Source organism: Caldithrix abyssi DSM 13497, from assembly GCF_001886815.1.
GTDB lineage: Bacteria > Calditrichota > Calditrichia > Calditrichales > Calditrichaceae > Caldithrix > Caldithrix abyssi.
In genome coordinates this window covers 2,280,587-2,295,140 of record NZ_CP018099.1, presented here as the reverse complement: position 1 = coordinate 2,295,140, position 14,554 = coordinate 2,280,587, and the positions used below count along the sequence as shown (strand labels likewise).

Annotated in this window: 13 protein-coding genes; 7 read left to right on the top strand and 6 right to left on the bottom strand. The window is 46.5% G+C overall.

Annotation, left to right across the window (positions count from 1 at the left end; genetic code table 11):
• Position 1: 1 nt before the first annotated feature.
• The 5 genes from Cabys_RS08985 to gcvPA form a co-directional block, all read right to left on the bottom strand.
• Positions 2 to 1,012, bottom strand: a complete 1,011-nt coding sequence (locus Cabys_RS08985; RefSeq protein ID WP_006930021.1) for an NAD(P)/FAD-dependent oxidoreductase — start codon at positions 1,010 to 1,012, stop codon at positions 2 to 4.
• 151 nt (positions 1,013 to 1,163) lie between these two features.
• A complete protein-coding gene (locus Cabys_RS08980) occupies positions 1,164 to 1,907 on the bottom strand; it encodes a response regulator (protein ID WP_006930020.1) in 744 nt (247 codons plus the stop codon).
• A 17-nt stretch (positions 1,908 to 1,924) separates the two neighbouring features.
• Positions 1,925 to 3,379: an aminomethyl-transferring glycine dehydrogenase subunit GcvPB gene (gene gcvPB / locus Cabys_RS08975; protein WP_006930019.1), complete on the bottom strand. Its 1,455-nt coding sequence runs from the start codon at positions 3,377 to 3,379 to the stop codon at positions 1,925 to 1,927.
• A 6-nt stretch (positions 3,380 to 3,385) separates the two neighbouring features.
• Positions 3,386 to 4,420, bottom strand: coding sequence for a response regulator (locus tag Cabys_RS08970; RefSeq protein WP_006930018.1), 1,035 nt, complete (start codon positions 4,418 to 4,420; stop codon positions 3,386 to 3,388).
• A gap of 8 nt (positions 4,421 to 4,428) precedes the next feature.
• On the bottom strand, positions 4,429 to 5,757 hold the full coding sequence (gcvPA, locus tag Cabys_RS08965) for an aminomethyl-transferring glycine dehydrogenase subunit GcvPA (protein WP_006930017.1): 1,329 nt from the start codon (positions 5,755 to 5,757) through the stop codon (positions 4,429 to 4,431).
• Positions 5,758 to 6,059: 302 nt separating this feature from the next.
• On the opposite strand from gcvPA, the gene Cabys_RS08960 reads away from it, so the two are divergent.
• The 5 genes from Cabys_RS08960 (at position 6,060) to ahcY (ending at position 10,861) form a co-directional block, all read left to right on the top strand.
• A complete protein-coding gene (locus Cabys_RS08960; RefSeq protein ID WP_006930016.1) occupies positions 6,060 to 6,542 on the top strand; it encodes an adenosine-specific kinase in 483 nt (160 codons plus the stop codon).
• Positions 6,543 to 6,576: 34 nt separating this feature from the next.
• A complete protein-coding gene (locus Cabys_RS08955; RefSeq protein WP_006930015.1) occupies positions 6,577 to 7,212 on the top strand; it encodes a HEAT repeat domain-containing protein in 636 nt (211 codons plus the stop codon).
• A complete protein-coding gene (locus Cabys_RS08950; protein ID WP_006930014.1) occupies positions 7,209 to 8,132 on the top strand; it encodes a tetratricopeptide repeat protein in 924 nt (307 codons plus the stop codon). Before Cabys_RS08955 ends, Cabys_RS08950 begins: the two co-directional genes overlap by 4 nt.
• Positions 8,133 to 8,272: 140 nt before the next feature.
• On the top strand, positions 8,273 to 9,460 hold the full coding sequence (locus tag Cabys_RS08945; protein WP_006930013.1) for a sigma-70 family RNA polymerase sigma factor: 1,188 nt from the start codon (positions 8,273 to 8,275) through the stop codon (positions 9,458 to 9,460).
• A gap of 144 nt (positions 9,461 to 9,604) precedes the next feature.
• The gene (gene ahcY / locus Cabys_RS08940; RefSeq protein ID WP_006930012.1) at positions 9,605 to 10,861 is read left to right on the top strand and encodes an adenosylhomocysteinase; all 1,257 of its coding nucleotides are present in this window, start codon (positions 9,605 to 9,607) and stop codon (positions 10,859 to 10,861) included.
• Positions 10,862 to 11,038: 177 nt separating this feature from the next.
• On the opposite strand, the gene Cabys_RS08935 is transcribed toward ahcY, so the two are convergent.
• On the bottom strand, positions 11,039 to 12,589 hold the full coding sequence (locus Cabys_RS08935; protein ID WP_006930011.1) for an AbgT family transporter: 1,551 nt from the start codon (positions 12,587 to 12,589) through the stop codon (positions 11,039 to 11,041).
• 490 nt (positions 12,590 to 13,079) lie between these two features.
• Here Cabys_RS08935 and Cabys_RS08930 point away from each other — a divergent pair, with 490 nt between their 5' ends.
• Both Cabys_RS08930 and Cabys_RS08925 read left to right on the top strand, forming a co-directional pair.
• Complete coding sequence (locus tag Cabys_RS08930) at positions 13,080 to 13,652, top strand: 4Fe-4S dicluster domain-containing protein (protein WP_006930010.1); 573 nt, start codon at positions 13,080 to 13,082, stop codon at positions 13,650 to 13,652.
• 2 nt (positions 13,653 to 13,654) lie between these two features.
• Positions 13,655 to 14,542, top strand: a complete 888-nt coding sequence (locus Cabys_RS08925; protein WP_006930009.1) for a CoB--CoM heterodisulfide reductase iron-sulfur subunit B family protein — start codon at positions 13,655 to 13,657, stop codon at positions 14,540 to 14,542.
• The last annotated feature ends 12 nt before the right edge of the window (positions 14,543 to 14,554 follow it).

The window sequence follows — 14,554 nt, the reverse complement described above, 5'->3', positions numbered from 1 at the left end:
ATTAAAGCTCCCTTAAGAGCTGTTCGATCTTATCCAGAGATTTCGGAATCTGTTTTACGAAACCATGAATGACATTGGTAGAAAAGCCCAGAAAAAATAAGGGGCCGATAAAGAACAGGCGTGGATACTGAATGCTCTCTCCGCTTTCGGTAACATCAGGATAGTTCTTTCTGTTCACGCCTATTTTAAAGTTTTTAAGCACCTTCAAATCACCATGATAGCCCGTGGCAAAGATAACCTTATCGACCTCTAACTGCCAGTTTTTAAAATAGACCACATTCTGATCAACATGTGTAATTTTCTGATAGGCCTTGTAGCGAATGATCTCCATGCTGATCAGTTCCTTTAAATAACTTTCGTACACGCCGCGAATGTGGTACAGTTTTCTGGTGTCCGAGAAGAATTGCAATTCATCGCGCGTAACCAGGTAAACCAGCGAATACCCCACAAGATCAATCGCCGTTTCCGCTGCGCTATTACCGCCGCCAACCACCAGAATCCGCTGGTTTTTAAAATCCATTTTGTCTTTGTAAAAATGAGAATGCATCACATAAGGATTGTCTTTAATGCCCGGGATTTCCGGGAAATAGGGATTGCCAAAAATCCCGGTGCCTACCAGCAAAATGGGAGCCGTGTATTCGTGCGTTTTGGTTTTAACCACATAGCCGGTGGCATCGCGATCCACTGAAAGCACAGGCTGGTGCGTTTGCACATCAAGCTGAAAAAAGTCGCAGTAGGCTTCCAGATAGCGGGCAAATTGCGCGGCCGTGCAATAGGGACGCAAAACATCCATTTTCCAGATGGGCAGTTTGCTGGAAAGGCTGGTCCAATCGCGCTGCGGCAAACAGGGAGAAAGCATCAGCATATCCGGACGAATTTCCGACCAGGACTGGCCTGGCTTACCGCGCTCCAGAATCACGTAATCGATCTTTTTTTGTCTGGCGATTTCGGCTGCTTTTAATCCCGCAGGGCCGCCGCCGATGATGATGATCTCTTTATTTATCTTCTTCATTTTCTGTATGACATTCTCCTTTTGTTTACACGTTTTAAACGGCCTTACATTTCAGGAATATGTCTTGCTTTTCACAAATTTTAACCGGGCGGACGTCGCTCCCCCCATCAGCCTTGACTAATCTTTTAAAATGATTAAAAAAGCGCCTTTTTTAAGAGTCCGACTCTTCGCGATGCCGGGCTTCATCCATTATTCTGCATGCTTCCATAATTACATTCATGGTCGAATTATGCACATTGCGCTGCACATTGATCGGTTGCGATCTAAATTGAAAGGTGCCTTCTTCCAGGGGCACAAGCTCGTACATGGCGGCTTCGCCTTCCTGATTATCGCTTTTAGCATGCCAGACCTGGCCCTCTTTAAAATAGATGGTTCCGGAAACTTTTCCTTTAACGGTTAGCAGACCGCTCTTTTTATTCAGATTGAGCATCTGCAGCACCTCTACCAGCGAAAGATCGCGCAAATCACCGGCAAAGCCCTGCTGTTTTTCGCTGCGATCTTCAATCTTTTTTACATTTTGCGAACGAGCTAAAAGTTCCTCAACGCGGCGCAGTAACAGCTTGCGGTCGATCGGCTTGCTCAAATATTCGTCGGCGCCGGCTCTGAAACCTCTAATTTCCATTTCCGGATCATCAAAAGAAGTGAGAAAGATAAACGGCACCAGCGGAATTTGAGAATTTTCTCTGATCATCCAGCACAGCTCGATGCCATCCATCTGGGGCATCATCACATCCGATATAATGAGGTCCGGTTTTTCTTTATTGGCGATTTCAAAAGCGCGCTCACCGTTTTCTGCTTCGATGATCTCGTAATCCTTACCGGCTTTGGTTAGCGAAATTTTCAATAATCTTAATACATTAGGATTGTCATCGACAATCAGAATTTTGGCTCCCATCCCAGCTCCGAGCTCTCTTAAACTTTATTCTTAAAATAATTAATATTCAGATTTTTAACCGCGCCAGCCTCATCCAGCCGCCGAACCGGCGTATTGTGCGGCGCCTGTAAAACCGTTTCCAGATTTTCGTCAATTTCACGATCAATCTGTTTTAAGCTCTGCACAAATACGTCGAGCATCTCTTTGCTTTCGCTTTCGGTCGGTTCGATCATCATCGCCTCTTTAACGATCAAAGGAAAATAAACTGTGGGCGGATGCACGCCATAATCCAATAACCGTTTGGCAATGTCCAGAGCCTTAGCGCCGCGTTTTTTCTGTTTTTCGGCCGAAAGGACAAATTCGTGCATGGTTGGCGCGGGATATTCCAATTCAAACAGCTCTTTTAACTGCGCTTTGAGATAATTGGCGTTAATGATCGCATGGCGCGTCACCTGGGGCAAGCCGCTTTTGCCCAGAATACGGATGTAGGCGTAGGCCCGCACAAAAATGGCAAAATTGCCGTAAAACGTATGAACGCTGCCAATGCTCTCTGGCAAATTGTATTCCAGCAAATAACGTCCGTTCTTTTCAATGATAATCGGCGCGGGCAGATAATCTTTTAGTTTGTCGTTTACGGCCACCGGTCCCGAGCCCGGCCCGCCGCCGCCATGGGGCGTGGAAAATGATTTGTGCAAATTGATGTGCATGACGTCAAAGCCGGTTTCTCCCGGACGAACAATGCCGAACAGGGCGTTTAAATTTGCGCCATCCATGTACATCAGGGCATCCACTTCGTCCATCACGGCGCGAATCTCTTTTAGCTGCGTCTCAAAAATACCCAGCGTACTGGGATTGGTGAGCATGATGCCCGCCACATTCTCATCGGTTTTTGCTTTTAAATCTTCCATATCCACCAATCCCTGCTCTGTGGAGCGAACGGTTTTAATCCGAAAACCGCAAATGGCGGCGGATGCGGGATTGGTGCCGTGCGCCGAATCGGGCACCAGAATAACCGTGCGTTGACGTCCCTTCATCTGGTGATATTTTTTAATCAGCAGCAAACCGGTCAGTTCTCCCTGGGCGCCGGCTGCGGGCTGAAGCGTAATGGCGCTGAAGCCGGTAATTTCTTTAAGCAGCTCGCCCAGCTCGTACATCAACCGTAAAGCGCCCTGTACCTTTTCTGCTGGCTGCTCGGGATGCAAATTCATAAATCCGGGCAAACCGGCCAGCCGCTCATTTATTTTGGGGTTGTATTTCATGGTGCAGGAACCCAGCGGATAAAAAGCTTTGTCCACATGATGATTCAAAGTGGAAAGCATTACAAAATGTCGAACAACTTCGTTTTCTGCCACCTGTGGTAAATTGGCCGCTTTATGACGCAAATATTTATCAGGAATCAAATCTTCATTCTTTTTTACGGGAACATCGCAGCGGGGCAACGTGTGCCCTTCGCGTCCTTCTTTACTCAATTCAAAAATCAATTTTCGGTACATGCTTACTTACTCCTCTTCGATCTTGTTTTCGGCAATGGTCACACTGTAGTTTTTCTCTCTGGCAATATCCAGACAACGACTCAAACGTTGTAAAAGAGAATCAACGGTTTCTTTTTGCAATTGTTCGGTGGTAGCTGCAACAACGCCTACTTTCACCACCAGATTCTGCAATTCACTGATCTTTCTCTTTCCGGGATGCAGGGTTTCCAGAATTTCTTCGTCTAAATAGTCCGTGGTCGAGAGCACCACCCGAATTCGCTCCGATTCGATGTAAGCGCCTTCGGCATCGGTGTGCGGCATCAAAATGTAGAACAGACCTTCGCCGGAACGCGCCAGAACATCGGCCTTACGCGTTTTGGTCAGCAAAAAATTGGCCATTTTCATTAAAATGTAGTTGCCCAGTTGATGACCGAGAACTTCGTTAATCTGATCAAAATTTTCGATCAAAACAACGGCCAGACCAAACTCCGCTTTGTAACGAGCCGAAATTTGAATTTCTTCTTTTAGACGAATCTTAAAGAAATTGAAATTGTAAAGACCGGTTAAATGGTCAATCATGGGATTTTCACTGACCGCCTGATTATGTTCCAAAAAGGCCTTCAGTTCTCTTTTGATCTTTTTGGTGGTTTCTGCCAGTCGATGATTTTCATCTTTGAGCATGCGTAATATTTCATTACGTTTGATGATGCTCTTGACTCTGGCCACCAGCTCCTTGGAGTTAAACGGTTTTAGCAAATAATCGTCTGCGCCCAATTGCAAACCGGTGACGCGATCATTGGGCTGAATGTAGTTGGCCGTTAAAAAGACGACCGGAATATCGCGCGTGCTACGACTGTTCTTTAAAATCCTGCACGCTTCAAAGCCATCCATGACCGGCATTTTCGCATCGAGAATGACCAGATCGGGCAATTCCTTTTCAGCGATTTCAACGGCCTGTTTTCCGTTTTCGGCCTTGTGCACGTCAAACTCATATAGAGCAAAAATGCGTTCCAGAGTCTCTAACATCTCCGGATTGTCATCGGCAATCAAAATGGACGGCATACACTCCCTCAATCTAAAATTGATTTCATGATTTCGATGTAATGATCCAGCTCCTGCCTGGTTCTTTTCTCGGTGACGGCCACCAGTAAGTGGTCTTTTAGGCCAAGATGTTGCAAACTGACGCCGGCCAGCACGCCCTTCTGTGCAAATTGCTGAATCACAGTATCGGCATTTACTGGCAATTTAATAGTAAATTCTTTAAAGAACGGCGCTTCGACGGCCAGGCTAATTCCCGCTAATTTGGTTAAGCCCTCTGCCAGATAATGCGCCTTATTCAGACACAGGCTGGCAACCTGCTGCATGCCCTTCTTTCCTAAAGCCGAAAGATAAATCGCCGCCCGAACGGTTAAAAGGCCCGAATTGGTGCAGATATTGGAAGTTGCCTTTTCGCGACGAATATGTTGCTCGCGCGTTTGCAGGGTTAAAACGTAGCCTCTTTTTCCGTCAACGTCTTTTGTTTCGCCGGCAATGCGCCCCGGCATTTTGCGCAATAACGTTTCTCTGGCCGAAAACAACCCCACAAACGGGCCGCCGTAATTTAGCGGATTACCCAATGCCTGCCCTTCGGCCACGGCAATATCCGCTTCATACTCTCCCGGCGTTTTTAAAATGCCCAGCGATATCGGATCGTAGGCATAAATCAGCAGGGCCTTGTGAGCGGCGCGTAATTGATTGATGGCTTCCACATCTTCCAGAAAGCCGAAATAATTCGGATTTTGCACCACAATGCAGGCGGTGTTATCGTCAATATTTTGTCTTAAAAATTCCAGATCAAGCGTAAAATGTTTCTGCGGAATCTCAACGATCTGCACGTCCATGTGGCGCAAATAGGTTTCAATCACTTTTTTATAACGCAGGTTCAGAGTGGCAGGCAACAATACCGTTTGTTTGCGCGTGTGGCTTAAAGCCAGCAAAATGGCTTCTGCCAATGCCGAACCGGCCTCGTACATGGAAGCGTTGGTAACATCCATCTGCGTTAATTCGCAAATTAACGACTGAAATTCGTACATGACCTGCAAATTGCCCTGACTTACCTCCGGCTGATAGGGCGTGTAGGAGGTGTAAAATTCGGGGCGAGATGCAATTTCATCTACAATGGCCGGTATGTAGTGGTCGTAAGCGCCGGCGCCAGCAAAAGGAATCAATGGCAGATTTTCGGCGGCAAGCTCTTCTAATAATTTCTGCGCCTCCATCTCAGAAAGCCCGTCGGGAATTTGATATTGTCCTTTGAATCTAAGATCTTCGGGAATATTGGCAATTAACTCTTCAAAATTTTTTACGCCAATGGTTTTCAGCATAGCTTTGATATCTTGTTCGGAATTAGACCAGTAGCTCATATCCTGTTACCTTTGTTTTTATTTAGCGGTTTATTTTGCTATTCAAGATAGGGAATTTAATATTTTTATAAAATAATAACAAAGATTTCTTTGACATTTTGTGAATATTTTCCGGAAATGGAAAGGGGGCTGCGCAGGATGCTAAATTTGATGAATAACTCTGACCTTTAATTCCAATTCCGGCATTATGTAAGTAAAGGCCGGCCCGGAGAATCGCGGGCAATGATTTTCCGCGTTACTTGTTTATTGCTTATTTCAAAAAATCTGTTAAATTAAGCAATAAAAAGAATAGGAGGGCAAAGATGGAACTTAAAGTCGTCAAAATCGAAAAGCCGGAAGAGATGAACTTTATTTTAGGCCATTCCCATTTCATTAAAACCGTTGAAGATTTGCACGAAGCCATTGTCAACGTCAATCCGGGGATCAAGTTCGGCCTGGCCTTTTGCGAGGCTTCACAGCAGGCTCTGGTGCGTTATTCCGGCAATGATCAGGAATTGATCGAGCTGGCTAAAAAGAACGCCATGAATCTTTCCGCCGGCCACAGTTTCATCATTTTTCTGGGCAATGCCTTCCCCATCAACATTCTGAATGCCATAAAAATGGTGCCCGAAGTCACCAGAATTTTTTGCGCGACCGCCAATCCAACGGAAGTCATTATTGCCGAAACCGAAATGGGGCGGGCCATCCTTGGCGTGGTTGACGGTGTTAAGACTAAAGGCATTGAAACCGATGAGGATATTAAAGTTCGAAAAGAGTTTTTGCGCAAAATCGGTTACAAGTTTTAATCAATTTATTTAATCCAGGTTTAACGGAGAATTAATGGCTAATTTACAGGAGTTGTTTGATTTTTATTTGAATACCAATCCGACCAAATGGAAATTGCGGAACGCCACCAACCTTTTAATCCATGCCTGTCAGGCGCTTGATGTTAATGCGCCTGATGAAATCGACGAGGAACGTTTATTAGAGCTTCCTGCGGCGCTGGACCGTTTTTTTCAGAAAACGACGCAAAAGGCCGTTCACGACAAAGGAACATTAGCCGAAATGATCGGGCGCTTTGGACCTATTGACGGTTTGCAGTCGGTTTTGCAACAGTTGTTAAACGATCCGGATAAAAACCTGCGCCAGTTCACTCTTCAATCGCTGGAGTACCATGCCCAGAACAATTTACACAATGTGCTGCCCATACTGGAACATTACCGTAAATCCACCGATCCATTGATGAAACAGGTTTCCGCCATAATTTTAGCCCGCTTATCATCGCTGACTAAATGGAATGAACAGATTAAACAATTAATTTGTGACTGGTTGCGGGAAGACGACGCCTCTTACGTTCAACTGATCTATCAGGAGATAATCCGCCAGGCATCGAATTCCGTGGATTCTGTGGAACGAAAACAGAAATATATGCGCATGCAGGAATGGCTGGAAACGGAATTTAAGTTTTTAAAATGAATAGCATCAGCAAGAACTTTTTGGTTTCCGTTTTTTCGATTTTTCTCCTCTGGTCGTGTTACAATATGGATCCGCCCGTAAGGGCGCAGCAACCCTCCGCTTTTTATTTTTATCAGATGGCCGTCCAGAGCAAAATTCGGGGCGATACGCCTAAAGCGCTGGAACAAATCAATCGCGCCATTCGCCTGAACCACAAGATTTCCCTGTTTTATGTTTTTAAGGCGCAAATTTTCGATTCCATGCAGGTGAGCGATTCTGCTGTGTTTTATTACAAAAAGTCTCTTACGTTACGCTCCCATGCGCCTGAGATTTTAAAACGACTGGGCGAACTGGCGCTACAGGCCCAAAGGCCTAATGAGGCGGCTTATTACTTTCGTAAGGCTTACATCGAGGCTCCGGACAGTGTGGATTTTCTTTTAAAATTGGCCCAGATTCGTCTTCAACAAAATGAAATCAGGCAGGCCGAGAATCTTCTGGACGAATATCGTCTCACACAAAAAAGAAAGGAGCGTCCTGTTTCGCCCCTCTTTTTTGTTATCAGGGCAGACCTGGCCATGTCCAAAGGCGATTCTCTTAGCGCCGCCCGCTTTTATGCGCGCAGTCATTGCGGGGAATGCCTTTCAAAAGAACAGGCGGAATGGGCCTTTGAAACCCTGTTAAAAACGCAAAACCTGGAGGCCTACTTCGATTTGTTGGCCGGCGTGCGCAAAAATCGCCATTTTCCCGAAGCTTTGCTCTACTATTACCGTGGGCTGTACTATCAGGCTATTGGCAACGCACACGAAGCAGTGCAACAGTTCGAGAGGGCCTATCAAAAAGGCGTGCGCAAAAAGAAACTGCTCAAAATGCTAATTCAGTTCTACGCAGGCCAAAATAAAATGGAACGCGTAAAGGTTTTACAATCAGAAATTCAAGAATAAAAAACCGTCATCGTATTTTCCATCAACACGTTCTGTTTTAATCTGATAATCTGGAGCTGCATGCACACCTTTCTTTTTTATTTTTCTAATTGACAAAAAATTTTAAATTACAGCGAAAGAAATTGAACGTTCGGGTGTATATGAATAAGAAGTATCGCAAAATCTGGCAGGTACTGCACAGCTATGAGGGAGAAATTTTAGGCTATCTGAAACGCGCCGTGGAAGACGGCGAAGTAGCCAGAGATTTATTTCAGGAAGTTTATTACCAGGCGCTGGTAAATTTAGATAGACTCAATCCCGATCGTTCTTTGAAAAATTGGCTTTACACGGTAGCTCGCAACAAGGTGATCAATTACTATCGCGATCAAAATAGACGGGCCGCCCAACCACTGGAGGCGCATCACCAGACGCTTGACGCCCCGCACGCAAAAACCGACGACGAAGCCATTCAATTTGCTCTACAGGCGCTTCCCGAACGACAGCGAAAAATCTTTTTGTTGCGCGAAATTGAAGAACTGGATTACCGGCAGCTGGCGAGTGAGTTCCGTTTGAGCGAAGCGGCGGTCACTTCATTGCTGAGTCGTGCGCGCAACAATTTTAAAAAACAATATCAACTGTTCTTTTTGCCCGATTGGTTAAAGCGCGCCGCCCGGCAACTCCCGCTGGAAGATGTATTGCGCTTTGTCAAACCGGAGGTCACCGATCAGCCGATCCTGAGAAATATTTTTGAGCAGAGTCAGCGCTACTTTTCGAACATCAGGCAACAATGGGATCTGGTACGCGAACAGTTCTTTACATTAGATCACCTGCATCAAATCTTTTCAGAGCTGCCAGAACTGGAGAACAAAACCGTGCTGGACGCCGGAAGCGCGACCGGAATGGTGGCCATTAATTGCGCCTTAAAAGCCCGGCAGGTGATTGCCGTTGATATAAACCGACGATTTGTAAGATATTTGCGCCATATTCAGCGTACGCTCGGTTTGCAAAATCTTTGGGTCGTCCGCGCTGACCTGAGAACAATTCCCCTGCGTCCGCAATCTGTAGATCTGATCTTTGCCACCCTGGTTCTGCATCACTTACCGCATCCGCCGGGATGGTTCGAAACAGCAGCCATGCTGCTTAAAGCAAAAGGCCATCTGGTAATCGTCGATTTTGAGCGGCACAACAACAGGCAACTGGCCGACACCATGCACGACATCTGGCTGGGCTTTGCGCCCGCCGCCGTCGAACGCTGGGCAAAAGACAATCAAATGAAATTAGCGGCAAGCCAGCAATGGCATTCCAGAGCAGGCCTGGCGGTTCGCAGGTATCTGTTTGAAAAACGGTAAGACGGCACATTTTAGTCCTGCACACGCCCCGTAAACTCGGCAAAGCCGCCGTTTGCGGGCAAAGGCATTTTTTTTACGCAAATAAACCTACGTTTTAAATGAGATTCAAAATAATTAACATAAATTAACAAGAAAGGATGACTCATGGTTAAACATCATGTTAAAGACCTTAACCTTGCGCCGCAGGGAAAAAAACGGATCGAATGGGCGGATAACGACATGCCCGTTTTGCGCAAAATCCGAGAGCGTTTCGAAAAAGACCAGCCGCTGGCCGGCATGCGCATGTCTGCCTGTTTGCATGTAACCGCCGAAACGGCCAATCTGGCACGCACGCTTAAAGCCGGCGGCGCCGATCTGGTGTTGGTGGCCTCCAATCCGCTCAGCACACAGGATGATGTGGCGGCCTCGCTGGTAAAAGATTACGATATTTCTGTTTTTGCCATCCGCGGCGAAGATCACAAAACTTATTACGAACACATTCGTACAGCCATTGAACACAATCCGCAAATTACCATGGACGACGGAGCCGACCTGGTTTCCACGCTGCACGCCGAATATCCGGACAAATTAAAAAACGTCAAAGGCTCCATGGAAGAGACCACCACCGGCATCATTCGTCTACGCGCCATGCATCGCGACGGCGCGTTAAAAATCCCCGTATTTGCCGTCAATGACGCAGAGACCAAATACCTGTTTGACAACCGCTACGGCACGGGACAATCCACGGTAGATGGCATCATTCGCGCCACGGATTTTCTGGTGGCCGGCAAAAAAGTGGTGGTCGCCGGCTACGGCTGGTGCGGCAAGGGCTTTGCCATGCGCATGAAAGGCATGGGCGCCAACGTGATCGTTACCGAAGTCCATCCCATCAGGGCTCTGGAGGCGGCCATGGACGGCTTTTGGGTAATGCCCATGAGCGAAGCCGCTAAAATCGGCGACCTGTTCGTAACCATTACCGGCGACATTCATGTGATTCGTAAAGAACATTTTGAACGGATGAAGGACGGAGCTATTGTGGCCAACAGCGGTCATTTTAACGTGGAAATTAACATCGATGATCTGGAAGCGCTGGCCAAAGAAAAACATGAAAACGTGCGCAACAATGTGGATGAGTACGTGCTGCAGGACGGAAGGCGCATCTTTCTGCTGGCGCAGGGCCGTTTGATTAATCTGGCCGCTGCCGAAGGTCATCCGGCAAGCGTGATGGACATGAGTTTTGCCACCCAGGCCTTAACCACCGAGTACGCGCTTAAAAACGATCTACCCGTGGCCGTTCACGACGTGCCGGCGGAAATCGAAAATTGGATTTCCCTCGCCAAGCTGGAAACCATGGGCATCCAGATCGACGAGCTAACCGAAGAACAAAAACAGTACCTCTCTTCCTGGGAAATGGGTACCTGATTTTTCTCCATATTAAAAACCTTACGAGGGCTTCCCTGCCCCCGTAAGGTTTTTTAAATGTGCTGATTGGACTTCAAATTGACATTGGAAGCACGCACGAGTTACTTAGCCTGACATAAAGCCTCCCCGGAAGTCAATGTCTGTACTTTTTACCTGACAGGGCCATTCTCCCTTTTTCTATAGCGTGTAGTGCAGTTCCGCTCCGGGCCCTAAAGGCAAACCAAAAACTAACCACACGATCAGCAGGGCTGTCCACACAAAGAAAAAGGCAATGGAGTATGGCAGCATGGTGGCGATAATGGTGCCAATTCCTGTATTACTTTCATACTTCTGGAAATAGGCAATAATCAGCGCAAAAAAACTCATCATGGGAGAAACAATATTAGAAACGCTGTCGCCAATCCTGTAAACGACCTGAGTTAACTCCGGCGAGTAGCCCAGCAGCATAAACATGGGAATAAATATAGGCGCCATCAAAGCCCATTTTGCCGAAGCGCTGCCCATTAACATATTTATGGAAGCCGAGAGAATAATAAAAATAATCATCAGCGGAATAACCCCCAAACCGGAAGATTTTAAAAGATCAGCGCCTTGTACGGCAAAAATAACGCCTAAATTCGACCATTTAAAATAGGCCACAAACTGTGCGGCAAAAAAGACCAGCACCAGATAAAGACCGAGCGTTTGCATGGCCTTACTCATCCCGTTGACCACGTCGGTATCATTCTTAAATTTTCCGGAAGCAAAACCGTAAACAAGCCCTAACGTTCCAGCCACGACAAAGAGCATGGCCACCACGCCTTTAATCAGTGGGGAATTAAGCATGCTGCCGTCAGGTCCTCTTAAAAATCCGTTAGCCGGTAATATGCCAAGTAAAATCACCCCTAAAATAAAAACGGAGGTAATCGTACAATAAATTAATCCTCTCTTCTCATCGGGAGACAACGTTTCAATTTTCTCGATGGGCACGTCGCCTTTGTACTTTCCGAGTCGCGGCTCAACAATCTTTTCCGTAACCCATGTACCCGCCAGAGAAATGACGATGGTTGAAAAGGCCATGAAATAATAATTAGCAGTAGGATTGACCAGATAATCCGGATCGATGATGCGCGCCGCCTCTTCGGACAAACCGGCAAGCAGCGGGTCAATGGTGCCAATAAAAAGGTTGGCGCTAAAACCGCCGGATACGCCGGCAAATGCCGCAGCCATTCCCGCTATCGGATGCCTGCCCACAGCCATAAAAATTACGCCGGCCAGAGGGATGAGCAACACATAGCCAATATCGCTGGCCACATTGGAAAGGATTCCGGAAAAAACAATAATAAAAGTCAGCAAATGCTTGGGAGCAGATAAAACCAGCAGACGGATCAGCGCATTGATCATACCGCTGCTTTCGGCCATCCCAATCCCCAGCATGGCGACCATCACAATGCCCAGAGGCGCAAAACTGGTATAATTTTCCACCATCTCCAGGATGATTCGATGAAGCCCTTCTATCGATATAAGATTAACCGGTTTGATCATTTCCTGGGTTCCCGGATGGATGGCCTCTAACCCCATATAGTGAGTTACGGCGGAAAGGATAAGAGTGGCCACGGCAAACAAAGCAAATAATGTAGCCGGATGCGGAAGAGCATTTCCGCCAATTTCCACCCATTCCAGGATCCTATTGAATAGTGAGATTTTCTCTTTTTTTTCTTTAGTTTGTTTGGTTTGTAAATTTGGCATTACGGGTTCCCTGATTTAATCCAACTTACGATTACATGTTTTCAATAACTTTTAAACTCATCTTTGAACGAAAAGCATTAAAGCCGCCTAACTAATTGTTTTAACAGTTATTAACTCACCGGCGCCATACATTTTCAGCGCTCAAGCCGCCAAATATAATATGTAAAAAAAATACAATATTGTGCAATAAAAAATGTAAAAATCGTAACACCCCGAATGCGGTTTTTACCTGATGGGCTATTTCACTGTTATTTTAACTTTTACCGATATAAACCAATTACTCTCCCCTACTGTTTTTGCGGCAACCGTTTCCTTTTTACCCGCCTGCGCATCTTAAGGAAACGTTTTTGCTTTTTTTCGTTTTTTGCCATGCAGCTACCATTCTCATGTAAGATTTTATTTTTCAGTGAGTTGGCCATTTCTTCATCTTTCTGGCACCATATTTGAATTTAGTATTAACAGGTAAAACCAGAATTCGTTGGAGAGAACCATGCAAATTTTGCGAAAAGTTAAGTACGAAAACGAATTAAATCCCGAATTTACCTCCTGGCTGAGCACCATTCCGGGAGGAGAACGGGTGCGAGAATGCATGCAGTGCGGCACCTGCAGCAGTATCTGTCCGGTTAGCATTTACATGGACATCACGCCCCGCCGTTTAATGGCCATGGCCGATTCCGGTTTTAAGGACGACGTGCTGCAGAGCTTTACCATCTGGTTATGCGCCTCGTGCTATGCCTGCACGGTCAATTGCCCGAAGGACATCAAAATTACCGACATCATGTACGGTTTAAAGCGGCGCGCCATTGAAGAAAAAGTTTTGCCCAGGCGCCGTTTTGCCATTCCCATTCTGGCGCGTTCCTTTGTCAACATGGTCAAAAAGAACGGCCGCATCACCGAAAGTCGGCTGGTGATGACGCTGGCTTTAAAAATCGGCTTGCTTCATTTGCTGCGCATGGCGCCGCTTGGCTGGAGCTTAATGCGCGCCGGCAGGCTTTCATTAAAGAAGGAACAGGTGCAAAACAAAGAACAAATTAAAACCATGCTCAAGGCTGTGGAGGCATAATCATGAAAACATACACCTATTACCCGGGCTGTTCCATTAAAGGCACGGCAAAATCGTATGAAGCTTCCCTTTTGCAGGTTTTTGAAGCCCTTGAATTAAAGCTGGAAGAGCTTCCCGACTGGAATTGTTGCGGCGCCACCTTTTACATGTCCGTGGACGAGATAACCTCCTTTGTGCTCTCTTCAAGAAATCTGGCGCTGTCCGAAACTCTGGGACGTGATATTGTAACGCCCTGCAGCGCGTGTTATTTAACTTTACTCAAAACCAAAGATTACATCCAGAAATATCCGGAAATCAGAGAAAAAGTGGACGCCGCCCTTACGGCCGCCAACTTAACGTATTCAGGGACGGTTCGCGTGCGTCATCCTCTGGAAGTTTTGTACAACGATGTGGGACTTGAGGCCATCCGCAATCGGACACGATTGCCGCTGCGCGCCTTTAAAGTGGCCCCCTATTATGGCTGTCAGATCGTCCGCCCTTTTCAGGAATTTGACGACGCGACCTACCCCGAGACCATGGATCATTTGTTTCATGTTCTGGGAGCCGAAGTGATCGACTATCCGGTAAAAACGCGCTGCTGCGGCGGCTCATTGACCGGCACCATTGCCGATGTGGGCTTACGTTTGAACTACATTCTTTTAAAAGAAGCGCTGGAGCGCGGCGCAAACTGCATTGCCACGGTGTGCCCCCTGTGTCAGTTTAATCTGGAAGTTTATCAGAAAAAAATCATAAAGCAGCATAAAGAGCTGGCTGAAATTCCCATTCTGTATTTCACACAACTTTTAGGGCTCGCTTTCGGCATCGAAGCCAAAGATCTTGGCTTAAAACAACATATCGTTTCAGCGCAAGAGCTGGTGCAAAGTTTACACCATGTCCAACCAATGGTTTGACAAATTGATTGG